Here is a 25113-nt window from a genome sequence, read left to right as displayed (position 1 = left end):
GACGTCATGTCCCTGCCTAGCTTGCGCCTCAAAGCCAACGCCGACCGCCGCCTGCGCGCGGGTCATCTGTGGGTCTACAGCAACGAAATCGACGTAGCCGCCACTCCGCTGAATGGTTTTGCGGCCGGTGATCAGGCATTGCTTGAAGCGGCTGGCGGCAAGCCGCTAGGCATCGTCGCCATGAGCCCCAACAACCTGATCTGTGCACGCTTGCTGTCGCGCGACATCAAGCTGGCGCTCGACAAATCCCTGCTCGTGCACCGCATCAATGTGGCGCTTTCGCTGCGCGAACGTCTGTTCGACAAGCCGTTCTATCGCCTGGTTTTCGGCGATTCCGATCTGCTGCCGGGCCTGGTGGTTGATCGCTTCGGTGACATTCTGGTCGTCCAGCTGGCCTCGGCCACCATGGAAAACCACAAGGAAGACATCATTGCGGCGCTGGTTCAGGTCATCAAGCCTAGCGGTATTCTGTTCAAGAACGACTCGGCGGCCCGCGATGCGGAAGGCCTGAATCGTTACGTCGAAACCGTGTTCGGCCTGGTGCCGGAGTGGGTTGCGCTGGAAGAGAACGGCGTGAAGTTCGAAGCTCCGGTCACGGCCGGGCAGAAGACGGGCTGGTTCTATGACCATCGCATGAACCGCGCGCGCATCGCCCCTTACGTCAAAGGCAAGCGTGTACTGGACCTGTACAGCTACATCGGTGGCTGGGGGATTCAGGCGGCAGCGTTTGGCGCCAGTGACGTGACTTGCGTCGATGCCTCGTCCTTTGCCCTGGATGGCGTGGAGCGCAACGCGGCGCTGAACGGTTTTGCAGAGAAGATGACCTGCATCGAAGGCGACGTTTTTGAAGCATTGAAAGAGCTGAAAGCCGGTGAAGAGCGTTTCGACGTCATCGTTGCCGATCCGCCTGCGTTCATCAAACGTAAAAAAGACATGAAGAACGGCGAAGGTGCCTATCGCCGCCTGAACGAACAGGCCATGCGCCTGCTGTCCAAGGACGGCATCCTGATCAGCGCGTCGTGCTCCATGCACCTGCCGGAAGACGACTTGCAGAACATCCTTCTGACCAGCGCCCGCCATCTGGATCGCAACATCCAGTTGCTGGAACGCGGAGGTCAGGGCCCGGACCACCCGGTACACCCGGCGATTGCCGAGACGCGTTACATCAAGAGCATTACTTGCCGGTTACTGCCCAATAGCTGATGGATGAAGGGCCGCTCTGCGTCGCAAAGAGGACGCGGAGCGTCCAGAACGGCATGTCGACGCGGAGCGTCGCACGATAATTGCAGTTGCGGTTCTCACACCCCCTCCAGCACCGCCCGCACTCCCAGCAACATCAGAAAATGCAGCGGGTAGATCGCGTAGGCCCAGCGCCGCATCGGGATCACTGCAAACCCAGGCTTGCTGCGCAGCAACGCGATGCCCAGCACCGGCGCCAGCGCACAGGCAATTATCGAACCTGTGGAAACTGGATCGCCCCAGGCCGCACCGGCGAACATCTGTGGCCAGGCGTTCCCCGCCAAGCAGAAGGCAGCCGGGAACACCGCATACCAAAGCTGTTTTTGCAGCACCAGCATAAAGACCAGCGGCAACAGCACGCCGGCGAAGCCAAACATCAAGTGCTGTTGAAAAACCGCTGCCAGCAACAGGGCGACGATGGCCATGACACGGGTCGTTACATTGCGATGCTGCCAGCCCTGAGCAATCAACAACCCCAGCAACAGGGTCGGCATCACGTTCAGCACGGTCGCATCCGCCATGAAGAGTCGATACGGAATTTCCGACAGCGCGGCGAACGCCAACAACCAGCCCAGATACCGCCATTGCACACGCGGGGCCACAAGGGCTGCGCTGCGCCGTGACAGGTTTACCGCAATCGCCAGACAGAACCAGGGAAAGGCGAAACGTCCTGGCACATAAAGAAAATCAATCGACCAGCCCACATAGCGCAGATGATCGAGCACCATGCTCAGCATCGCCAGCCACTTGAGCAGGTCCAGCGCCTTATTGCGTCCGGGCAGAAAAGGCGGGTTGGAAAGATCCATATCACTCCTGAATGTGTGGGCGCGTCGTGCATGCAAAGCATGACCGCCCCCCTCTTTGTTCGCTACAGTGCGCAGCATAATTGCCCATAAGGAATCGGCCATGACAGACCAAAGCCAACAGTTCGCCAGTGACAACTATTCCGGTATCTGCCCTGAAGCGTGGGCCGCGATGGAGCAGGCGAACAAGGGCCATCAACGTGCCTATGGGGACGATCAATGGACTGCACGCGCCTCGGATGATTTCCGCCGCCTGTTCGAAACCGACTGCGAAGTGTTTTTTGCCTTCAACGGCACAGCGGCCAACTCACTGGCGCTGTCCTCGCTGTGCCAGAGTTACCACAGTGTCATCTGTTCGGAAACGGCTCACGTCGAAACCGATGAATGCGGCGCACCGGAATTTTTCTCCAACGGCTCCAAGCTGCTGACTGCCCGCAGCCCTGGCGGCAAGCTGACCCCGGAATCGATTCGTGAAGTGGCGCTCAAGCGTCAGGACATTCACTACCCCAAGCCGCGCGTCGTAACCCTGACTCAGGCCACGGAAGTGGGCGGCGTCTATCAGCCAGAAGAGCTCAAGGCCATCAGCGCCACCTGCAAGGAACTGGGCCTGCACCTGCACATGGACGGTGCGCGTTTCTCCAATGCCTGTGCATTTCTGGATGCATCGCCGGCCGAGCTGACCTGGAAGTCCGGCGTTGATGTGCTGTGCTTCGGCGGCACCAAAAACGGCATGGCGGTGGGCGAGGCGATCCTGTTTTTCGACCACGATCTGGCCGTCGATTTTGACTACCGCTGCAAGCAGGCCGGGCAATTGGCGTCGAAAATGCGCTTCCTGTCCGCGCCCTGGGTTGGCCTGCTGGAAAACGACGCGTGGCTCAAACATGCTCGCCACGCCAACCGGTGCGCGCAGTTGCTGGCTGATCTGGTCAAGGACATTGCCGGCGTCGAACTGATGTTCCCGGTGCAGGCCAATGGCGTGTTTCTGCAACTGTCGGAGCCTGCCATCGCAGCCTTGACGGCCAGGGGCTGGCGCTTCTACACCTTCATCGGCAATGGCGGCGCGCGCTTCATGTGTTCGTGGGACACCGAAGAAGACCGCGTGCGTGAACTCGCAGCGGACATCCGCCTGGTGATGCAGGGCTGAAGCGTCTGGCTCAATGCTTGCAAGTACAGCCTGGCAATCTTTGGGGGTAATATCCCTCTCAAAGGCAATCGGCTCAAAAGGCCTTCCGGACTTCACCGACCACCCTCAAGAAGGAGTTTGTCTGCATGTTCGATTTCTCCGCCCGGCTCGAGCAGCATTTCGCTGCTTTGCAGAGTGAAGCGCAATTCTTTTCCGTACGTTATGTGCGCCGCACCGGCCAACGCTTGTGTGTGCGCAAGAATGTGGCCGAGCCACCGTCGCTGAGCAGCGATGAAGGCGCAATGCTCACCGTGCGCCTGAATGGCGTTGAAGCCTACGCCGCCACCAACGACATTTCCCGCCAGGGCTTGCAGGCAGCCCTGCATCAGGCCGAAGCACTGGCCCGCCGCCTTGCACCGCACGCGCTGCTGGACCTGAGCGAGCAAGCCGTTTCAACCGCCAGGGCTGACTACCTGTCACCGAACATGGACCAAGTCTTCCCGCCGTTGAGCGACTGCATTGGCCTGCTGATGGCTGAGTCCAGCGCAGTCCCGAAAGACGAGCGTCTGGTCAATTGGCGGGCCATTCTGGGGCTGGAAACCGTCGAGCAGATCTACCTGAACACCGCAGGTGCGCAGCTTCGTCAGGCACAGCGTTTTGTGTTTCCCGGCATGAGCGTGACCGCCTACGACGGCCGCGACAGCCAGACCCGCACACTGGGCGGCCATAACTTCGGCCAACAAGGCGGCATCGAAGTGCTCAGCAACTGCGGGCTGATCGGCTCCGCTGCAAGGGTGGCCGATGAGGCCTTGCAGTTGATCCTCGCGCCCAACACGCCGTCAGGACCGCGCGACCTGCTGTTGATGCCCGACCAGATGGTGCTGCAGATTCACGAGTCCATCGGCCATCCGCTGGAACTGGACCGGATTCTCGGTGACGAGCGTAATTACGCAGGCACCAGCTTCGTCAAGACCTCGGATTTCGGCACGCTGCAATACGGCTCCAGCCTGTTGAACGTGACCTTCGACCCGGACATTCCCGAACAACTGGCCAGTTACGCGCACGATGACGACGGCACCCCGGCGAACAAGCAGTTTCTGATCCGCGACGGCCTGCTGCAGCGTCCGCTCGGTGGCGCACTGTCGCAGTACCGCAGCGGCATGGACGGCGTTGCCAACAGCCGCGCCTGTGGCTGGAATCGCGCGCCGATCGATCGTATGGCCAACCTGAACATCGAACCGGGCGACCAGTCGATGGATGGCCTGATCGGCACTATCGAGCACGGCATTCTGATGTCGAGCAACCGCTCATGGTCTATCGACGATGCGCGCAACAAATTCCAGTTCGGTTGTGAATGGGGTCAGTTGATTGAAAACGGCGAGCTCAAGGGCGTGGTGAAAAACCCCAACTATCGGGCGATCTCCGCGCAATTCTGGAAAAACCTCAGCGCTGTCGGCGATGCCAGCACCTTCAAAGTGCTCGGCACACCCAATTGTGGCAAGGGCGAGCCCAACCAGGTGATCCGTGTCGGTCACGCCTCTCCGGCGTGCGTGTTTGCCAATGTCGATGTATTCGGAGGAGACGCCTGATGTCGCACCAACAGCAATTCGAGGCGCTGGTCGCCATGCTCAAGGCTGCCATCAGCCCGACCGAACACTTCACCCTGGCTTACGACGCCGAAGCGTCGGACTTCATTCGCTTCAACCACGGCCAGGTACGCCAGGCCGGCCGCGTGCAGCAGGTCATCGCGACGTTCAAGCTGATCGATGATGAGCGGCATGCCAATCTGGAAGTGACACTTTCCGGCGATACAGAGACAGACACCCAGCGCCTGACCGACGCCTTGCAGCAATTGCGCGAAACGCTGCCTGCCTTGGCGAAAGACCCATATCTGCTGCCCAACACCGAAGCCTGGCAGAGCAGTAACGTTCAGGACCTGCCGCTGCCCGACACTGCACAGGTCGTCGAGCAGATCTGCGAGTTGTCGAGCGAACTGGATCTGGTGGGCTTTTATGCCGCAGGCCCGCTGTATCGAGGCTTCGCCAGTTCCTGGGGCGCGCTGGGCTGGCATCAGGCCAACAGCTTCAATTTCGACTGGAGCCTGTTTCATGAGAACGGGCAGGCGGTGAAAGCCAACTATGCCGGTCATCACTGGAACAATGAGGCCTTCGTAAGACGGTTTGAGCAGTCGCGTGAGCAACTTGAGTTTCTCGGTCGCCCGCTGCACACCCTTGAACCGGGCCAATACCGCGCCTATCTGGCACCGGCAGCCGTGGATGAAATAATCGGCATGCTCACCTGGGGTGGCTTCTCCGCGCAGGCGCTGGCCAGCAAACGCAGCCCGCTGCAACGGCTGTATGACGGTGACACCCGGTTCAGCCCGTTATTCAGTGTCGAAGAACACGTCAGTGGCTCGCTTTCGCCGGCGTTCTCGCGTGAAGGCTACCCGCGCAAGGACCTGACGCTGATCGTCGATGGTCAGGCCGGTGAACGGCTGGTGGATTCAAGCAGTGCTGCCGAATACGACCTGCCCGCCAATGGCGCGGATTACGGTGAATGGCCCAGCGCGCTGGACATTACCGGTGGTTCGCTGGAGCTCGATCAGGTGCTTGAAAAGCTCGGCACAGGGCTTTACATCAGCAACCTGTGGTACCTGAACTTCTCGGATAGAGCCGCCGCGCGTCTGACAGGCATGACACGTTTCGCAACGTTCTGGGTCGAAGAGGGCAGGATCGTCGCACCGGTCAGTACCATGCGCTTCGATGACAGCGCCTACAGCCTGTTGGGCAGCGCGCTGGAAGACCTGACCCGCGAGCGGGAACTGATCCTGCAATCGAGTACCTACACTCAGCGCCAGACCGGCTCCATTCAACTGCCGGGTGCGCTGGTCAGCCACATCACCTTCACGTTATAGCAGGAGCCTATGCAGAACTCAGCAGCGCCGATCATGGACGAAAAGACCCTGCGCTGGATGCCCTGGGTCATCGCCATTGCGTTCTTCATGCAAAGCCTGGACGGCACGATTCTCAATACCGCCCTGCCGTCCATGGCCCGCTCTCTGGCAGAAGATCCGCTGCGCATGCAGTCGGTGGTCATCGCCTACATGCTGACGATCGCGCTGCTGATCCCGGCCTCGGGCTGGATTGCCGACCGCTTCGGGATCAAACGCATCTTTTTCAGCGCCATTTTGCTGTTCAGTTTCGGATCGCTGCTGTGCGCACTGTCCAACTCGCTGACCATGCTGGTCGCGGCGCGGATTATCCAGGGGCTTGGCGGCGCGCTGATGGTGCCCATCGGGCGGCTTATTGTGTTGCGCGCCTACCCGCGATCAGAGCTGGTGCGGATCATGGGCTTCATCACCATACCCGGCTTGCTCGGCCCTTTACTGGGCCCGACGCTGGGTGGCTGGATGGTCGAGTACCTGAGCTGGCACTGGATTTTCCTGATCAACATTCCGGTCGGGCTTCTGGGCTGTTACGCGGTCAAGCACTTCATCCCTGATCTGCCTGGCGGTGGCCGAACGCATTTCGACGGCATCGGCTTTATTCTGTTTGGCGCAGCGATGGTGCTGATCACCATTGCGCTGGAAGGCCTGGGCGAACTGCACCTGCCGCACATGCGCGTGGTGCTGCTGCTGTTTGCCGGGATGGGCTGCCTGGCGGCCTACTGGTTGCGGGCCGGACACATCGAGTCGCCGCTGTTTGCACCATCGCTGTTTCGCACCCGCACGTTTGCGGTGGGCATCATGGGCAACCTGTTCGCGCGGCTGGGCAGCGGTGCCCTGCCCTTTCTGGTGCCGTTGCTGCTGCAGGTCGCGCTGGGGTATTCGCCCTCGCAGGCCGGCATGAGCATGTTGCCACTGGCGGCGGCGGGCATGTTCGCCAAGACCGTGGCGCGCTGGTTGATCGAACACCTGGGTTATCGGGTCATCCTGACCAGCAACACATTGCTGCTCGGCATTCTGTTGGCCAGTCTGGCGCTGGTGGACGGGCAAACGCCGTACTGGATTCTGCTGATACACCTGGGGCTGCTCGGCGCGGTGAACTCCTTGCAGTTCACGGCGATGAACACCGTGACCCTGATCGACCTGGACGACGCCAGCGCCGCGAGTGGCAACAGCCTGCTCTCGGTAGTGGCGCAGTTGTCGCTGAGCCTTGGGGTTGCCAGCGCTGCGGCCTTGCTGGGCGGCTTCAGTGAAGAGGTGACCAGCGGCGAGGTCAGCAGTGTGCTGGGTGCATTCCAGCTGACCTTCCTGAGCGTCGGAGTCTTGGCCATGTTCGCAGCCGGGATCTTCCTGCAATTGCCGCCCAAAGAGGTAAAGGCGGCGAAGACCTGACCGCACGCCCTCTCGAAGAGCTTGAACCCGCACGGCCGATATCCCCTGAAAACAGGGGTTTTGTGCTTAAAACAGGTAATTTCGAGTATCCGACCAGTTACATTGAAGAACCTGCGCCTGCGGCCGACACTTTTATAGCACTAAGCCACTGTGGTCTCTTGTAAGCATGGGCCGCATGATGCAACCTTGCCATAAGCGAGCGTGGGTTTACCCCCCGTCGCGACTAGTATTCCGGAAGCGAGTTTGTTCATGAAAAGCCAAACCGATGCTGCCGGTAGATCCGCAGCCGAGGTAGTGACGCAATTGCCGATGCCATCGCGCCTGGGCATGCTGCGTTTCGAGCGGCTGAATGAAGCCAATTGGGCGCTGTTGTTTCTCGACCCGAACTGTGAAAAACAGCTCGGGCTGTCGGCTGTTGACCTTTGCGCCCTGATTGGATCCCCTTACGCCAGCCTCATGGAGCCGCAAGCACGTTATCAACTGCACGATGACATTCAACTGCAACTGGCCTCGTCTCCGAATTACCTGATCCGCTATACGCTGCACAGCCCTAAAGGCCCGCTTGGCCTGCTCGAAATCGGCGAAGCCTACAAACAGCACAATCGTCATTTGCTGCGCGGTTATTTCATGATCGTGGAAGACCGTGTCACCGAGGGCGAATCGGTCACTGACTCTGAGCTGGAAACCCGCAACTCACGGCTGCAGATTGCCCTGGAACTCAACCAACGTGCCCAGCGTGACCAGTTTGCACACCTTGAACGAGTGCGCGCCCAGCAAGACCTTATCCTGCGCCTGACCCGCCACCGTTACACCACGGCCAATACCCTGCTGGAAGCGGCAGAACTGATTACCAGAAGCGCGTGCGATATCTACGATGTCGATCACGCCAGCATCTGGAACCTCAACGACAAGCGTCTTGAGCCGATCACCGGCTATCGTCGGGAAAGTGGCGACTACCAGACCCGTACGGCGATTGACATCAGCGCCTACCCTACTTATCTGCAAGCCCTGAATACCAGCAGGGCGATTGACGCCAGCAATATCCAGACAGACCCGCGCACCCGGGAAATGGCGATAAGCCTGAGACCTGGAGAGACGCGCGCGGTCCTGGACGCCAGTATCCGTATCGACGGGCAAGTCATTGGTGTGCTTTGCCTGGAGCAGTCGGGCTCGACGCGTGAATGGCAGTCCGACGAAATCGCGTTTGCTGGCGAACTGGCCGATCAGTTCGCTCAGGTCATCAACAACCATAACCGCCGGGCTGCGACCAATGCGTTGCACCTGTTCCAGCGCGCCGTCGAACAAAGCGCCAACGCCTTTTTGCTGGTCAATTGCAATGGCGTGGTCGAGTACGTCAACCCAAGCTTCACGGCGATCACTCAATATAGCTCCGAGGAAGTCTCCGGCAACAAGCTGTCGGAGCTGCCCGCGCTGGAAAACCTCAACCAGTTGCTGCTCGAGGCCAACTCCAGCCTGACCAACAGCAACAGTTGGCAGGGCGAGTTCAAGAGCCGCCGCAAGAACCTCGAACCCTACTGGGGTCAGTTGTCGATTTCCAAGGTGTACGGCGACAACCGCGAGCTGACGCACTACATCGGCATCTATGAAGACATCACTCAGAGCAAGCTCGCGCAGCAGCGCATCGAGCGCCTGGCGTACACCGATAACCTGACAAATCTGGGCAACCGTCCGGCCTTCATCCGCAATCTGGACGAACGCTTTGGCCGCGACACCGACACGCCGATGAGCCTGTTGCTGGTCGACATCGACAACTTCAAGCGCATCAACGACAGCCTCGGCCACCAGACAGGTGACAAGCTGCTGATCAGCCTGGCGCGCCGCCTGCGCAACACGTTGAGCCCGACCGACGTGCTGGCGCGTTTTGCCAGTAACGAATTCGCCGTGCTGCTGGACAACACCGGCCAGGAAACCGGGCAGACCACCGCCAGCCAAGTGCTGGCGACGCTGGACAAGCCGATGTTCGTCGACAACCAGCTGATTAGCGTAACCGGCTCCGTGGGTCTGGCCTGCGCGCCATTGCACGGTCGCGACCCGCAAACCCTGATGAAAAACGCCGGGCTGGCCCTGCACAAGGCCAAGGCCAACGGCAAGCATCAGGTTCAGGTGTTCACCGAGGCGCTGAATGCCGAGGCCAGCTACAAGCTGTTCGTCGAGAACAACCTGCGCCGCGCGCTGACCCAGAATGAGCTGGAAGTGTTTTATCAGCCCAAGCTGTGCCTGCTGACCGGCCGATTGCTGGGTATGGAAGCGCTGCTGCGCTGGAATCATCCTGAAAAAGGCATGATCCGTCCGGACCAGTTCATCAGCGTGGCAGAAGAAACCGGCCTGATCATTCCGATTGGCAAATGGGTTGCCCGGCAGTCCTGCCGCATGAGCAAGGACCTGACCGCTGCTGGTTTCGGTAACCTGCACGTGGCGATCAACGTATCGCCCAAGCAGTTTTCCGACCCGGAACTGGTGTCCTCGATTGCCGCCATCCTCAAAGAGGAACAGCTCGACCCGTCGCTGCTGGAACTGGAGCTGACCGAAGGCCTGCTGCTGGAAGCCACCGAAGACACCCGCCAGCAACTCGACTCGCTGAAGAAGCTTGGCCTGTCATTGGCCATGGATGACTTCGGCACCGGTTACTCGTCGTTCAGCTACCTGAAAAAATTCCCCATCGATGTGATCAAGATCGATCGCAGCTTCATCCGCGACATCCCGGACGATGAAGACGACATGGAAATCACCTCGGCGGTGATCGCCATGGCTCACAACCTCAAGCTAAAAGTGGTCGCCGAAGGCATCGAAACCGCTGCCCAGCTGGCGTTTCTGCGTCGCCATCGCTGCGATGTCGGCCAGGGTTACCTGTTCGACAGGCCCATCCCCGGCGAAGAGCTGATCGAAAAACTGACGCGTTACCCTCGTCGCCCGTCTGCCTGACAACCTTCCCTGCACCCTGCTCTCTGGGGCACACTGTTGGTCTGTTATTACACGGCAGCACTTGTTTCTGCGTGTAACGGGACCTATGTACTTGTATTCATCCGTCCTGGCCCCTGCTGCCGTCTCTAAACGAGAGGATATGGTTCATGACTCTGCGCTCGGAAATTCTTGTGAACAAAAACGTACTGCCTACCGCTGAACAAGCACTGCCGGGTCGTGAAACACCGATGACGCTCCCGGAAACGCACTTCGTCAACGGCAACCCGCTGCTGGGGCCGTTCACCAGCAACGTGGAATTCGCCATCTTCGGTCTGGGTTGCTTCTGGGGCGCCGAACGTCGCCTGTGGCAACAGGAAGGTGTGGTAAGTACCGTTGCAGGTTATGCGGGCGGGTTTACACCGAACCCGACCTACGAAGAAGTCTGCTCCGGTCTGACTGGCCACACTGAAGTGGTGCTGGTCGTCTACAAGCCTGAGAAAATCAGCTATGAATCGCTGCTGAAAGTGTTCTGGGAAGCGCACAACCCGACCCAGGGCATGCGCCAGGGCAACGACATCGGCACTCAGTACCGTTCGGTGATCTACTGCACAACCCCTGAGCAACTCGCAGCCGCCAAGGCCAGCGCCGACGCGTTCCAGGCCGAGCTGAGCAAAGCCGGGTTGGGCGGTATCACCACTGAAATCGAAGAAGCCCCGACGGTCTACTTCGCCGAAACCTACCATCAGCAATACCTGGCCAAAAACCCGCAGGGCTACTGCGGCCTGGGCGGCACCGGGGTTTGTCTGCCGGCTTGAGGCACTCCCCTCGGGCTTCTGCCCGGAGGGCAAGGAGCGCTTGTGTGGGACTTGTCCGCGAAGGCGATGGTGGGGGCGACAGTTTTTTTGCGGATGTACGACCCTCTTCGCGGACAAGTCCGCTCCCACAAAACACACAGATCGCGGACGAGCGAAGCGTCGCCCGGTCCGCTGCCACACAACGCTTTTCTGCCCGCAGGGCGTGGGAGCGGACTCGTCCGCGAAGGGTTGCGAAGCGGCCCTGAAACAGGCCACCTTGATTGTGCCTGATACGCCGTGCGTACTTGTTTTGCTGCCGGTTCCCGGCAGCGAAGCGTCGCCCGGTCCGCTCTACACCGTCTTCTAAAGCCTGTCAGGAACTGTGTGTCACGCTGAGCGCTCTGCGTGGGCATGCAGTTCTGGATGCAGGCACGCCTACTCGGCAATCAACCAGTCCATCTTCCAGCCGCCCTGGGTCTGGCCCAGTTTGTCGGCCAGATACGGCATCAACTCGCGCAGCTCTTCTTCCAGGCCCCAAGGCGGGTTGGCGATGGCCAGGCCGGAGCCGTTCAGGCTTGCCGGGGTGTCCAGCGGGTGGACGTACAGTTCGACGCGCAGCAGCTTGGGTGCGCCGGTCTCGGCCAGGTCCTGATAAAAACGTCGCAACAGGCGCGGGTCCTTGATCGGGTACCAGATCGCAGCCACCGTCTGGCGCATACGCGCGATGGTTTCCTTGAGCGCCACCGCGCAGCGCTTCATTTCATCGAGCTGCTCGAAGGGCGGGTCGATGAGCATGACCGCGCGCTTTTCAGCAACCGGCAACAAGGCACGCGGCACATGCCAGCCTTCACCCAGATGCACCGCCACACGGCGGTCGCCCTTCATGTTTTCCTTGAGCAGACGCCCGTCTTCGGGGTGCTTCTCATTGAGCAGCACACGCTCGCGCTCGCGGGTCAGGCGGCGGGCCAGTTCAGGCGAGCCGGGGTAATAGCGCAGCTCGCCATCGGGGTTCATGTCGTGCAGCACTTGCATGTAATCGGCCGCCAGCGCTGGCAGGTCCGGAGTGTTCCACAGACGGCCGATGCCCTCAAGCCATTCGCCCGTGCGGGTAGCCTGATCGCCTTTTAGGTCGTAAAGCCCGAGCCCGGCGTGGGTATCGAGATAGGCAAACGGCTGCTCCTTGCGCGCCATCAGGGCGATCAAGCGAGTCAGGGTGAGGTGTTTGAACACGTCGGCGTGGTTGCCGGCATGGTAGGCGTGACGGTAATTCATGGCAGCTCCTGGCAAGCTGCGCAGTTTAGCAAACCTGAGCAACGAACAAGAATTTGTAACGAATTTGCGGGACTTGTCTGTATCACTTGAAGGAAATTTCCGAGAAACTCCCGGCCTATTGTGCCTGCCGATTTCGATGACTACTCTGCGCCCGTCGCTGCATATTCAGCGATGAGGATTAGTAGCCCTCGTTATCCAGGCGCATCGCGCCACCTCGTGCAAGGTGCTTTCAACGGCCTGCACTTTTATGGTGGTCGTGCGTGGGGCATCTTCGGATGCACCGGGGTTCCTGGACCGGGCTACTACCTGCGCATGATCACCACCCTCGCTTAGTAGCCGACGGTAATGGTCTTTTAAAACTCCAGGAGACACATCACATGCTCAAACTCGTCCCCGATCCACCCCCCTACCGCGCCAGCCCCACCATTAGCCACGAAGACGCACTGATGTATGCCAGTGACCTGCTGCGCTGCGCCTCAACCAGTGCCTACGAATTCAGCGACAGCATGAACGGCGCACAGCGAGACATGACGCTGACGATCATGCACCTGGTGGAAATGGCAAAAGTCATGGTCGACAACACGATAGAAAACCTGCAAACCCAATGACCACGACCTGAACTGAAAACGACGCACCTGTAGTCAATCCTGCCATGCACGACGCACAGGACTTGCCCTTGGCAGGCGGCCCGACCAGAATCGAAAAAAAGCCCGACCAAAGGAACAGACGCCATGATGCACGCAGATTTGATTGACCAGGAAGACCTGCTCGGCCAACTCAGAGCGCTGGGGTTCGAAACACCCGGCGGCGCCACAGCCGAACAGGCTTGCGCCCACGCCGTCTGCGGCCTGAACGCCGAGCGCGCGACAGCCCTGCGGCGTCTGGTAGAACAACTTTTGAGCGGCAGCGCTACCCTCCTCCCCGCCGTCCGCCAGGCCATCGACCAGCAACTGCTGCCCGCGCTGGCGGTTTACAGGCAGAGCCAGAAGGGGTCATGAAGCCCCAGCCAGATCCTGACTACGCGTTTTGGCGCAGATCTGTGACGCAGAGCATCACGCACTGCATTCCCACGCTTGAGCGTGCGCAACGATACCCCCAACTATCGTGCGACGCTCCGCGTCGCATGCAGTTCTGGACGCTCTGCGTCAGGTCTTGAGTCTGCGGCGCGGCGCAGATTCGTGACGCAGAGCGTCACCCACTGCATTCCGAAGCTGGAGCGTGCGCAACGATAATCTCAACTATCGTCCGACGCTCTGCGTCCTGTCTCAATACTCAATCCGCACATCCCCCTTCGGCACGCTGCAGCACGACAGGATGTAGCCATCAGCAACATCTTCGTCGGTGATGCCGCCGTTGTGTTCCATTTCCACCTCGCCGCTCAGCTTCATGACCTTGCACGTGCCGCAAATGCCCATGCCGCAGGCTTTGGGGATCATCAGGCCGAGTTTGGCGGCGGCGGCGTGGACGGTTTCGCCCGGAGCCACGCGGATGCTCTTGCCGGTGTCGGTGAACTCGACCTGATGCAGGTCAGCGGCGTCAACATCAGGTGCGTCGGCAGCGATTTCTGCCTGTTCGACGGCATCGGCGCGGGCTTCGGGCGGTGTCGCTCCGAACGACTCCTCATGGTATTGGGCCATGTTGAAGCCGTTTTCCTGCAACAGGCGCTTGACGGCGGTCATGTACGGCGTCGGCCCGCAACAGAACACTTCGCGGTCCATGAAATCCGGAGCCATGAGCTCGAGCATTTTCTGGTTCAGGTAGCCGCGATAACCGGCCCACGGCTCGCCCAGCCCGTGTTTTTCACAGACCAGATGCAGGCTGAAGTTGTCGATCCGCGAAGCCATGTGCTCCAGCTCGCGGTGGTAGATGATGTCTTTTGGCGAGCGCGCGCTGTGCACGAAGACCATGTCGACATTGGCGTTGGTGTCGTAGAACCAGCGCGCCATGGACATCACCGGGGTGATACCGACACCGCCACTGAGGTAGAGGATTTTCGGGTTCGGGAAGTCGATGGCATTGAACAGCCCGACCGGGCCGTGCACCGCCAGCTCCTGCCCTTCACTCAGCGTGTCATGCAGGTAATTGGAGACCTTGCCGCCCGGCACGCGCTTGACGGTGATCGAAAAACTGTAGGGCACCGATGGCGAGCTGGAGATGGTGTACGAGCGCATGATCGGCACGCCGTCGATCTCAAGCTCCAGGGTCACGAACTGCCCGGGCTTGAAAAAGAACATGATCGGCTGGTCGGCCATGAAGCAAAAGGTGCGAACATCCCAGGTTTCCTGGATCACCTTGACGACCCGAACCAGGTGACGCCCGTTGGCCCATGTCTGGGTGGTAACCGGGCTGAGGAAGCTTTGGGACATACGTGATCTCCACGGCCGACTGTCGGCCTCTCATGTGCCGATTCTGCGTAACGCGCGAAGCGGCCGTTTATCCATCAACGACATTCACGTACTTACCGCGACCAGCCCCGAAGAACAAGGGCTGTCGCGTCGGGAACAGATTGGGCCATGTCGCCCATGGATAAGGTTCGCCAAGCGCCCGGCTCCACACTCGCCATCAAGGGTCATAAGCGTGAACGACTGATCTATCGTCTTGACCACAACCGTATCAGCCACATTCGCAGGCCGCCCATGACGCGGTCATGAGGGATTTTAACGATGGACGTCACCGCAACCTTGAGCCTGGGCGATCCGCTGGAACCTGCACGCAAGGCCACTGCCGGGATGCTGCAAAATCGCGAGCGCACGTACTCGCTGCCGCAGCCTTTTTACAGTGATGACCGGCTGTTTGAAATCGACATGCAGGAAATCTTTCATAAAGAATGGCTGATCGCCGGAATGACCTGCGAGATCCCGACCAAGGGCAACTTCCTGACGCTGCAGATCGGCAAGAACCCGATCCTTGTGGTACGTGGCCCGGACGGCGCGGTCAATGCGTTCCATAACGTATGCCGCCATCGCGGCTCGCGCCTTTGCACTGCCGAGAAAGGCAAGGTCGCCAAACTGGTCTGTCATTATCACCAGTGGACCTACGAACTGGACGGCCGCCTTCTGTACGCCGGCACTGAAATGGGCGACGACTTCGACATGAAGCAGTTCGGCCTCAAGCCGGTGCACGTCAAGACCGCAGGCGGTTACATCTTCATCAGCCTGGCGGAAAACCCGCCTGCCATCGATGAGTTCCTGGCGACACTCAAGCACTACATGGAACCCTACGACATGGAAAACACCAAGGTGGCGGTGCAAACCACCTTGATGGAGAAGGCCAACTGGAAGCTGGTGCTGGAGAACAACCGCGAGTGCTATCACTGCGGCGGCGCACACCCGGAATTGCTCAAGACCCTGCTGGAATGGGACGACGTCACCGACCCGCGTGCCGATCAGGCCTTCAAGGACCATGTGGCCGCATCCGCCGCAGCGTGGGACGCCGAGAAAATCCCTTACGCCCACGCCAGTTTCGGCCTGCGTAACCGCATCGTGCGCATGCCGCTGCTCAAGGGCACCGTGTCGATGACCATGGACGGCAAGGTCGGCTGTAAAAAACTGATGGGCCGCATCCAGAACCCGGAGCTGGGCTCGATGCGCATCCTGCACCTGCCCCACTCCTGGAACCACTGCATGGGCGATCACATCATCGTGTTCACCGTGTGGCCGATCAGCGCGCAGGAAACCATGGTCACCACCAAGTGGATTGTCCACAAGGACGCAGTGGAAGGCGTGGACTACGACGTAGCGCGCATGCGTCAGGTCTGGGACGCCACCAACGACCAGGACCGCCGTCTGGCCGAAGAAAACCAGCGCGGCATCAACTCCACCGCTTATCAGCCCGGCCCCTACTCGAAAACCTATGAGTTCGGCGTGGTCAACTTTATTGACTGGTACAGCGCGCGCATGCTGGAAAACCTCGGCGCAGAGCCCGCGCCTTATCTGAAAGGTGTGGCGGTGAATCACGAGTAGCGGTCTCCCACGCCTATGGCAATACCCAGTACGGCTCACTCTCCTGCGAGGTGAGCCTGCTCGCATGATCGTCGACTGACGACTTTCCCGCTCCCCTGCACAACAATTGCTCCGCCGATACCGTCATTTCTGACAGTTACGTGAAAAATCCTTTCGTGATCAACTCCCATTGAAGTCAATCCAACGGACGGAGACACGAACCATGCTCAACCCAAAAATCATCAATCAATATAAAAACAGGAAAGTCGACGCAGCCTCGGACATGCCGGATATAAGAGGCAAAAATATTCTCATGGGCTTCTGGCACAACTGGCCTTCCGAACCCGGTCAGGGCTACCAGCAGGGCCTGTTCAAGGAGATGGCGCTGACAGATATTCCCGAGGCTTATAACGTCGTGGCAGTGGCCTTCATGAAAGGTGCAGGCATTCCCACCTTCAAACCTTACAACCTGAGTGACGATGCGTTTCGCGCCCAAGTAGCAGCGCTGAATGCACAAGGCCGTGCGGTGCTTATTTCTCTTGGTGGGGCTGACGCACATATTGAGCTGCATGAAGGTCAGGAAGATGCACTGGCCTATGAAATTATTCGCCTGGTCGAAGTCTATGGCTTTGACGGCCTGGACATCGACCTTGAACAAGCCGCCATTACCTTTGCCGATAACCGGACGGTATTACCGGCCGCACTGCGGTTGGTACGCAAGCATTACGAGGCAGAAGGAAAACATTTCATTATCAGTATGGCCCCGGAGTTTCCCTACCTGCGAGCAGCGGGCTCCTATCTCGCCTACATCAACGCCTTGGAAGACCTGTACGACTTTATCGCACCTCAGTACTACAACCAGGGCGGCGATGGCATTTGGGTCGATGAACTGAACCTGTGGGTCACTCAAAACAACGACACCCAAAAGAAAGCATTTCTTTATTACCTGACCGATAGCCTGATTCACGGAACACGTGGTTACGCATCGATTCCGGCTGACAGGCTGGCGATTGGACTACCCAGCAATAATGACGGTGCCGCTACCGGTTACGTGGTTAATCCACAGGACGTCAAAGACGCACTGCAAGAACTGAAAGATGCTGGAAACCCAATCCGTGGTCTGATGACCTGGTCGGTCAACTGGGATGCCGGGAAAGACAAGAATGGCAAGGAGTACAACTGGGAGTTCGTGAACCGCTACGGTTATCTGACCGGAGGTGAGACGCCTGTGCCGGACAAACCCTCAGTACCTGCTGACCTTACATTGTCATGGCAAACAAAAGATTCGATAACGCTGATCTGGCGGCTTTCGGAAGGTGCACACCCGGTCCGAATCTATAATGTGTTCAGAAACGGCGCGCTTGTGGGTACTCCAACGGCGCCACCGTTTATCGATACAGATGTTTCACCTGGCGCTATCTACGATTATCAGATCAGCGCGACTGACATCGAGGGCAACACATCGGACTTGTCCCCAGTGCTGACTGTGTATATGGATCAGAATCAACCGCCATCAGCACCGACTGATCTTAAAGCAACGGATATTTCTGCTTATAGCGTGTCCCTTGAATGGACAGCTTCTACAGGGCTGCACACCATCAGGCAGTACCTTGTTCACCGAAATCAGATGCGGATTGCTGTTGTCACCTCGCCACAAACCACCTATACCGACGCTGGACTCACTTCTGCCACTGACTATATGTACCAGATCATCGCGCAGGACGAAAAGGACGGCTTTTCCGCTGGAAGCGAACCTCTGACCGTCACAACTGAATCCGAGAGCGGCGGTGGCGTCACGGCGTGGGCACCAGGCGTTCAGTATCAGGTAGGTCACTTGGTAACCCATCAGGGCATCAGTTATAGATGCCTTCAGACCCATAAATCAATCCCGGAATGGTCACCAGAGAAACCTGGCTCCGAGTCGTTGTGGTTGTTACTCGGGCGGTCAGCGGGTTCCAGACACTAACAGCTCAAACGCCATTACCGGGGAGCTTCTAAACCTTCCCGGTAATAGGGGGTGATGAAGCAATTCCATAGGTGATTGCCAGCGTGTACAGATGAGCTGGTTACTTTTCAACCAGCTCACTGTAAAGCCCGTATTTCAAAGGCTGCAGCCAGACGCCAACACTTTATCCACAGATGCACCAACAGACTTTGGGAGTAACTTGAGTCGGCAGATTAAATGCCCTGTGGAAAACTCGACTCAATTCCCCCGCACTGCCTGCGAAAGGAACCGGCATACCTGGCGCAAACTTTGATCGTTTTTTGTACAAACCTTTAAAGGCCACGTATTTAAAGGCGTGCAGACAACCATGAACAACTTACCCACAGGCACACCAACAGAGATTGTGGGCAATTACCCAACCCACTCCCCGAAGGGGATTTTTATCCACAATCAGGATAAGCCGCCTTTTACGGCAAACTGTTCGTTTTATGATCACGGCCTTCAAAGCCGCGCAATCCGGGGCGCCTGGCAACCCGCAAACATGTTATCCACAGCTGCACGCACAGAGAATGTGCGTAAGTCGAACGCCTCACCTGACAACACCTTCCTCAATCAGCAATTTCAATATTGCAGCCGCGCTTTCCTCCGCACTTACTCCCTTCAACACCTGCCCACTGCCCCCGCTAGCCTTGGCAGTAGCCGCTTTCATACGGTCAGCGCCGCTCTTGGCTTTGATCACCTTGAGACGCTTGGGGCGCAGTTTAGCGGGGCGCAGTGATTGAGCTGTGCATAACTCATCAATAACTGCTTCGACAGTTTCTACCTCAACCAAGCCGCGCTGCGCCGGCCCATAAGCACTTTGCCGAGGCGCAGGCGCTGCGTTATCCACAGTGGCGAGAAACGGCAGTCGAACCTTGAGGCGACGGCGCTGGCCACGTGGCAATGCCTGCAAAACCAGTGCGATGCCATTACTCAGCGACTCGACCTGCGCAAGCCCGGTCACCAGCGGCCAACCAAGCCCTTCGGCCAGCAGAAACGGCAGCATGCCCGAGCCTTCGCCGGTTTCCGCCTGGCTGCCAGCCAGCACCATCTGTGCGCCGGAGTTGCGTATGTAATCGGTCAGCGCGGCCAGCGCGTCAGCACCGTCGGGCTGCTCAAGCACATGCAGTTCGCTCAAGCCCATGCCCAGGTAGGCGCGCAAAGCTGGCTCTTCAGGGTTGCCGGCATGCAGCACCTGCAAGTTATCCCCAACCAGTTGCAAGCCAAGTTCGACTGCCCGCGCGTCCTGTTCGGCGCGGCGCGCACGGCCTGATGTCGGGTGCGCGCCTACGGAGACCAGGCTGATGATCTGTACGCCATATTTATCCACAGACACGTCAGGCCGCATCACGCTTCTCCCCGTTACGCCAGGCTTGGACCGCTGCAATCAATGCGGTGAGGATTTCGCCACCGTCGCCGATGACCGACAGATCAGCGCGCTTGATCATGTCGCAGCCCGCATCCAGATTGATCGCTATGACCTTGTCGCAGGCGCCGATACCTTGCAGGTGCTGAATCGCCCCGGAGATGCCGACCGCCAGGTAAACCCGCGCCGTGACCCACGTGCCACTGGCACCCACCTGACGCTCACGCCCCATGAAACCATCGTCCACCGCTACCCGCGACGCCCCCTCGGTTGCGCCCAAGGCTAAAGCGGCGCGGTGGAAAAGCGCCCAGTCCCGCACACCATTACCGCCGGACAAAATGAATTCTGCTTCGGCCATGGGGATAACTGCAGGATCAACCGCCACTGCGCCCAGGTCTTCGATGCGCGACAAGCGGCGCGCCGTGCCTGTGGATAACTCGACGGGCAACGCTTCATGGCGGGTTTCACTGACCGGCTCGGCGCACTCGATGTCGGCCAGAATCAAACGCGCCAAGGGACGAACAAGGTCTTCGCGGCCGGCCCCGGCGCGGCTTGTGCAGTGCTCGCCCTTGACCTGCCAGACCCGCGTTGCAGGACGCTCGCCAAGGCTGGCCGCAAAGCGCCGCCCCAGTTCACCACCGCCAGTGCGGCTATCAGGGAATAACCAGTGCTGCGGGCCGAACTGGTTATCCACAGCGCGCAAACCCTGCACGCGCTGTTCAGGAGAGTAGCCATCGAACTCGTTACCATTGAGCGCCAACAGCCGGTCCACACCTGCACTGTCGAACGCTTTCTCTTTATGTTCGCCGAACACCACCGCCAGCACCGCGCCTTCGGCACCGGCCAGTTGACGCGCAAGGCCCAACAAGTCGCGATCATGGCTGCTCAAGCGACCGCCAACCATGTCGGGAACAACGTTGATATAGAACGCTGGCGCAGCAACCACATGCACCGGCAACTGCACATCGGACACCGCCGAACGCTTGCTCGTCCCGCCCTGCTGCGCGCCGCTACGGTCGATGCGCTTGATGCCGTTGGGGCCGATAAACCCCAGGCCATGCACGTTCTTGCGCATCAAGCCGTTGGGTCCCATCCAGTTGCTGTGTGCGGGCTGCATGGCCGCATGCAACGGGTGCAGCCGATTACGAGCGATCCATTCAGCTCGAGGATCGCGGCGGATAATGTCGCTCATCAGTGCACCTCCGCAGGTTCACGTTTGGCGGCAACAGACGGACTGGGGATAACTTCTTCAATCAGCGCATCGGCCACCAGTTCAGCGATGTCCTTGATCAGCGGCCGCGGTTCAACCACACCTTCAAGCATGGCCGTGCATTGTGGACAGCCCACCGCCACCAGCTCGGCAGCGGTTTCGCGAATGTCGTCCATGCGCATGTCGGGAATCCGCTGTTTGCCGGGGATGTCTGTAATCGGTGCGCCGCCCCCGCCACCGCAGCAGCGAGAACGAAAGCCCGAGCGCTGCATTTCCCTGACCTCGATACCCAGCGCGCGCAGCACTTCACGCGGAGCCTCGTACTCGCCGTTGTAGCGGCCCAGGTAACACGGGTCGTGATAGGTGACGCTGGCGCCTTTGTGTTGACTCAGATTCAGGACGCCGCGCTGTACCAATTCGGCCATGAAGGTGCTGTGATGCTGCACCTGATAGTCGCAGCCCAGTGCGCCGTATTCGTTTTTCAGCACATGAAAGCTGTGCGGGTCGCAGGTGACGATGCGTTTGAAGCGGTATTGGGCCAGGGTCTGAATGTTGCGGCGGGCGAGCGTCTGAAACGTCGCCTCATCGCCCAGACGCCGAGCCACGTCACCGCTGTCGCGCTCTTCAAGGCCCAGCACGGCGAAATCCACCCTGGCGGCCTTGAGGACTTTGACGAACGCACGCAGCGTGCGTTGATTGCGCATGTCGAACGCGCCATCGCCCACCCAGAACAGCACGTCCACGGTCTTTGTATCGCTGAGCAGGTTCAGGTTCAGATCCGCCGCCCAGTTCATCCGCCCGCCCGGTGCGAAACCGCCGGGGTTGTCGGTGGCGATCAGGTTATCCAGCACTTGCGCGCCTTTGTTCGGCGTCGCGCCTTTTTCCAGGGTCAGGTAACGGCGCATATCGACGATGGCATCAACGTGCTCGATCATCATCGGGCACTCTTCGACACAGGCGCGGCAGGTGGTACAGGACCACAGCGTCTCGGCATCCACCAGACCGTTGACGATGGGCTGATGCGGGTTGCCGCCATGCTCGCCCAGTGGCTTGCCTTTGCCATCCAGCGATGGGTACGGGCTGCCGGCAAATGTTGCGTCGGTGCCGCCGGCAAGGCCGACGACCATGTCCTGGATCAGCTTCTTGGGGTTCAGCGGCTGACCTGCCGCGAACGCCGGGCACGCAGCTTCGCATTTACCGCACTGCACGCAGGCGTCGAAACCCAGCAACTGGTTCCAGGTAAAGTCTGCGGGTTTCTCGACACCCAGCGGTGCAGTCCGATCATTCAGATCAAGTGGCTTCAGGCCGGTGGAACGTCCGCCGCCAAAACGCTCGGCACGCCGATGCCAGGCCAGGTGCAAGGCCCCGGCGAAAGCGTGCTTCATCGGCCCGCCCCAGGTCATGCCGAAGAACAGCTCGCTCACGCCCCACAACACGCCCAGCACGAGAATGGCGACCAGCACCCAGCCGCCGAAGTGCTCGGGAAGAATACCGGCTACCGGCAACGTGACCAGAAAGAAGCTTGCAGAAAACGCCATCAGGCTTTTCGGCAGGCGCATCCACGGTCCTTTGGATAAACGCGCAGGCGGGTTGAGGCGACGTCGGTAGACAAACACCGCGCCGACAAACATCACCGTGGTCATCAGCAGCAGCGCGTAGCCCAGCACCCGGTTATGCAAGCCGAAACCATGCACCAGAATCGCCAGCACAATCGAGGCGACTGCGCCGCCTGCCGTGGCCACGTGGGTATTGGCGATATATTTATCGCGTGCGACTACGTGGTGCAGGTCGACCATGTAGCGCTTGGGCATGGCCAACAGCCCGCCGAGCAGGTCGACTTTCGAGGGCCGTCCGTTGCGCCACATGCTTACCCGCCGCCATGCGCCCAGCGCCGCAAGGCCCAGGGCGCTGAACAGCAGGATGGGAAGAAGGGTGTCTAGCATCACGTTGACCTCAAGGTGCGAGCTTTAAGCTGGAAGCCTCAAGCTGCAAGCTTCAAGAAAAAGCACTGAGCAAAGGCTTCTACTTGCAGCTTGCAGCTGACAACTTGCCGCTGCGGTCAGAAATCCTTGCACAGCCGCAAGCCGTCGTAGATCGCTGCATGGGTATTGCGCTGCGCCACGCAGTCGCCGATGCGGAACAGCAAATAACCGTCGCCCGGCTCGCTCAATGAAGGTTGTGGCTGAATGGCGAACAGTGCGTCGATGTCGATCTGGCCCTTGTTGCGCGAACCTTCCTTGAGCGCGTAATAAATCGCTTCGTCCGGGCGCACGCCGTTTTCCACCACCACCTGATCGACCACCCGCTCTTCCTTGGCGCCGGTGTATTCGTTTTCCAGCACCGCGACCAGCTTGTCGCCCTCGCGATAGACCTTTTCCAGCATCATGTCGCCGGTCATGATCACTTCCTTGGGGTACATGCTGCGGTAGTAGGTCGGGAACGACGTACCGCCGATCGCCACGCCCGGCTTGATGTCATCGGTGACAATCTCGACCTGACAGCCCTTGTCGGCCAGAAAGTCAGCCACCGACATGCCGGTGAACTCGCAGATGGTGTCGTAGACCAGCACGTTCTTGCCCGGCGCGACCTTGCCGTCCAGTACGTCCCAACTGCTGACCACCAGCCCTTCTGCCGCGCCCCAGTGTTCGTTCTGTTCCAGAAACGGATGACCACCCACTGCCAGCACCACAATGTCCGGGCGCAGGTCGAGGATGGTTGCCGCATCCGCAGCAGTGCCGAGCCGCAGATCGACTTTCAGGCGCGCCAGTTCCAGCTGGAACCAGCGCGTGATGCCGGCAATCTGGTCGCGCTGCGGTGCTTTCGATGCGGTGGTGATCTGCCCGCCGATAAACGCCTTCTTCTCGAACAGCGTCACGTCATGGCCGCGCTCGGCAGAAACCCGCGCCGCTTCCATGCCGGCAGGGCCAGCACCGACCACCACGACCTTGCGTTTCGGCCCGGCGGACTTTTCGATGATGTGCGGCACGCCCATGTATTCGCGGGAGGTGGCGGCGTTCTGGATGCACAGCACGTCCAGCCCTTGATACTGACGGTCGATGCAGTAGTTGGCGCCCACGCATTGTTTGATCTGGTCGATCTGACCCATCTTGATCTTGGCGATCAGGTGCGGGTCGGCAATGTGCGCGCGGGTCATGCCGACCATGTCGACATAGCCACCTTCCAGAATCCGCGTGGCCTGATTCGGGTCTTTAATGTTCTGCGCGTGCAGCACCGGCGCTTTCACCACTTCCTTGATACCGGCCGCCAGATGCAGGAACGGCTCCGGTGGATAACTCATGTTAGGGATGACGTTGGCCAGGGTGTTGTGGGTGTCGCAACCCGAGCCCACCACGCCGAGGAAATCGATCATGCCGGTTTCGTCGTAATACTTGGCGATCTGCTTCATGTCCTCGTGGCTCAGGCCATCGGGGTGGAACTCGTCGCCACAGATGCGCAGACCCACACAAAAGTCGGGGCCGACTTCCTTGCGCACGGCCTTGATCACTTCCAGGCCGAAGCGCATGCGGTTCTCGAAACTGCCGCCCCATTCATCGGTGCGTTTGTTGACCCGAGGGCTCCAGAACTGGTCGATCATGTGCTGATGCACGGCAGACAATTCGACGCCGTCCAGCCCGCCGGCCTTGGCACGGGCGGCTGCGCTGGCGTAGTTGCCGATAACGCGCCAGATATCTTCCGGCTCGATGGTTTTGCAGGTCGCGCGGTGCACCGGCTCACGAATGCCCGACGGCGACATCAGGGTCGGCCAGTGATCGCCATCCCAGCGCGAGCGACGGCCCATGTGGGTAATCTGAATCATGATCTTCGCACCGTGCTTGTGCATGGCGTCGGCGAGGTTCTGAAAGTGCGGGATGATCCTGTCGGTCGCCAGATTGACTGACTTCCACCAGCCTTGCGGGCTGTCGATGGCAACGCTTGATGAGCCGCCGCAAATGGCCAGGCCGATGCCGCCCTTGGCTTTCTCTTCGTAATATTTCACGTAGCGGTCAGTGGTCATGCCGCCGTCAGTGGCGTACACCTCGGCGTGCGCGGTACTGAGCACACGGTTGCGGATGGTGAGCTTGCCAATCTGGATCGGCTGAAACATCGCTTCGAAAGCCATAAC

The 25113-nt window shown here is 59.7% G+C and carries 18 protein-coding genes and 1 pseudogene; 12 read left to right on the top strand and 7 right to left on the bottom strand.

What is annotated here, in order from left to right; translation table 11 throughout:
- The first annotated feature begins 6 nt into the window (after positions 1-6).
- Positions 7-1203, top strand: coding sequence for a class I SAM-dependent rRNA methyltransferase (locus tag DW49_RS0101355; RefSeq protein WP_005613933.1), 1197 nt, complete (start codon positions 7-9; stop codon positions 1201-1203).
- A 95-nt stretch (positions 1204-1298) separates the two neighbouring features.
- Here the strand turns inward: DW49_RS0101355 and DW49_RS0101350 are convergent, their stop codons facing one another.
- A complete protein-coding gene (locus tag DW49_RS0101350) occupies positions 1299-2045 on the bottom strand; it encodes a TraX family protein (protein WP_005613931.1) in 747 nt (248 codons plus the stop codon).
- Positions 2046-2145: 100 nt separating this feature from the next.
- Here DW49_RS0101350 and DW49_RS0101345 point away from each other — a divergent pair, with 100 nt between their 5' ends.
- The 6 genes from DW49_RS0101345 (at position 2146) to msrA (ending at position 11238) form a co-directional block, all read left to right on the top strand.
- On the top strand, positions 2146-3186 hold the full coding sequence (locus DW49_RS0101345) for a threonine aldolase family protein (protein ID WP_005613930.1): 1041 nt from the start codon (positions 2146-2148) through the stop codon (positions 3184-3186).
- Between the two features lie 125 nt (positions 3187-3311).
- On the top strand, positions 3312-4754 hold the full coding sequence (locus DW49_RS0101340) for a TldD/PmbA family protein (protein ID WP_005613929.1): 1443 nt from the start codon (positions 3312-3314) through the stop codon (positions 4752-4754).
- On the top strand, positions 4754-6079 hold the full coding sequence (locus tag DW49_RS0101335; protein ID WP_005613928.1) for a TldD/PmbA family protein: 1326 nt from the start codon (positions 4754-4756) through the stop codon (positions 6077-6079). The genes DW49_RS0101340 and DW49_RS0101335 overlap by 1 nt, the downstream gene beginning before the upstream one ends.
- A gap of 9 nt (positions 6080-6088) precedes the next feature.
- A complete protein-coding gene (gene mdtD / locus DW49_RS0101330) occupies positions 6089-7501 on the top strand; it encodes a multidrug transporter subunit MdtD (protein ID WP_005613927.1) in 1413 nt (470 codons plus the stop codon).
- Positions 7502-7750: 249 nt separating this feature from the next.
- Entirely contained in the window at positions 7751-10444 is a 2694-nt protein-coding gene (locus DW49_RS0101325; protein ID WP_024421078.1) for a sensor domain-containing phosphodiesterase, read from the top strand.
- A 146-nt stretch (positions 10445-10590) separates the two neighbouring features.
- Positions 10591-11238 (top strand): peptide-methionine (S)-S-oxide reductase MsrA, encoded by a 648-nt coding sequence (gene msrA / locus DW49_RS0101320; RefSeq protein WP_005613924.1) that lies wholly within the window; start codon positions 10591-10593, stop codon positions 11236-11238.
- A gap of 414 nt (positions 11239-11652) precedes the next feature.
- Here msrA and DW49_RS0101315 read toward each other — a convergent pair whose 3' ends face one another.
- Positions 11653-12489 carry a 23S rRNA (adenine(2030)-N(6))-methyltransferase RlmJ gene (locus tag DW49_RS0101315; RefSeq protein ID WP_024420764.1) on the bottom strand — a complete coding sequence of 279 codons (837 nt, stop codon included), beginning with the start codon at positions 12487-12489 and terminating at the stop codon, positions 11653-11655.
- On the opposite strand from DW49_RS0101315, the pseudogene DW49_RS1000000134490 reads away from it, so the two are divergent.
- The 3 genes and pseudogenes from DW49_RS1000000134490 to DW49_RS0101305 all read left to right on the top strand — a co-directional run.
- Positions 12488-12625, top strand: a pseudogene (locus DW49_RS1000000134490) (DUF6124 family protein); the annotation flags it as partial. The gene DW49_RS0101315 and the pseudogene DW49_RS1000000134490 sit on opposite strands and share 2 nt — an antisense overlap.
- A 241-nt stretch (positions 12626-12866) precedes the next feature.
- Positions 12867-13097 carry a DUF6124 family protein gene (locus tag DW49_RS0101310; RefSeq protein ID WP_005613921.1) on the top strand — a complete coding sequence of 77 codons (231 nt, stop codon included), beginning with the start codon at positions 12867-12869 and terminating at the stop codon, positions 13095-13097.
- 123 nt (positions 13098-13220) lie between these two features.
- Positions 13221-13487 carry a hypothetical protein gene (locus tag DW49_RS0101305; protein ID WP_003382388.1) on the top strand — a complete coding sequence of 89 codons (267 nt, stop codon included), beginning with the start codon at positions 13221-13223 and terminating at the stop codon, positions 13485-13487.
- A gap of 267 nt (positions 13488-13754) precedes the next feature.
- Here the strand turns inward: DW49_RS0101305 and gbcB are convergent, their stop codons facing one another.
- Positions 13755-14855, bottom strand: a complete 1101-nt coding sequence (gene gbcB / locus DW49_RS0101300; RefSeq protein ID WP_005613920.1) for a glycine-betaine demethylase subunit GbcB — start codon at positions 14853-14855, stop codon at positions 13755-13757.
- Between the two features lie 297 nt (positions 14856-15152).
- On the opposite strand from gbcB, the gene gbcA reads away from it, so the two are divergent.
- Positions 15153-16451: a glycine-betaine demethylase subunit GbcA gene (gene gbcA, locus DW49_RS0101295; RefSeq protein ID WP_005613919.1), complete on the top strand. Its 1299-nt coding sequence runs from the start codon at positions 15153-15155 to the stop codon at positions 16449-16451.
- A 202-nt stretch (positions 16452-16653) separates the two neighbouring features.
- Positions 16654-18396, top strand: a complete 1743-nt coding sequence (locus DW49_RS0101290; RefSeq protein ID WP_005613918.1) for a carbohydrate-binding protein — start codon at positions 16654-16656, stop codon at positions 18394-18396.
- Positions 18397-18964: 568 nt separating this feature from the next.
- Here DW49_RS0101290 and etfB read toward each other — a convergent pair.
- From etfB to dgcA, 4 genes are all read right to left on the bottom strand, one after another.
- On the bottom strand, positions 18965-19762 hold the full coding sequence (etfB, locus tag DW49_RS0101285; protein WP_005613916.1) for an electron transfer flavoprotein subunit beta: 798 nt from the start codon (positions 19760-19762) through the stop codon (positions 18965-18967).
- Positions 19752-20972: an electron transfer flavoprotein subunit alpha gene (gene etfA / locus DW49_RS0101280; protein ID WP_024421077.1), complete on the bottom strand. Its 1221-nt coding sequence runs from the start codon at positions 20970-20972 to the stop codon at positions 19752-19754. The genes etfB and etfA overlap by 11 nt, the downstream gene beginning before the upstream one ends.
- Entirely contained in the window at positions 20972-22933 is a 1962-nt protein-coding gene (gene dgcB, locus DW49_RS0101275) for a dimethylglycine demethylation protein DgcB (protein ID WP_005613914.1), read from the bottom strand. Before dgcB ends, etfA begins: the two co-directional genes overlap by 1 nt.
- 116 nt (positions 22934-23049) lie before the next feature.
- Positions 23050-25110 (bottom strand): dimethylglycine demethylation protein DgcA, encoded by a 2061-nt coding sequence (dgcA, locus tag DW49_RS0101270; protein WP_005613913.1) that lies wholly within the window; start codon positions 25108-25110, stop codon positions 23050-23052.
- Positions 25111-25113: the final 3 nt, after the last annotated feature.

Origin of the sequence: Pseudomonas avellanae BPIC 631 (assembly GCF_000444135.1) — a bacterium.
GTDB lineage: Bacteria > Pseudomonadota > Gammaproteobacteria > Pseudomonadales > Pseudomonadaceae > Aquipseudomonas > Aquipseudomonas avellanae.
Note: the sequence above shows the minus strand (reverse complement) of the source record. Positions and strands in the feature narration are given on the sequence as shown.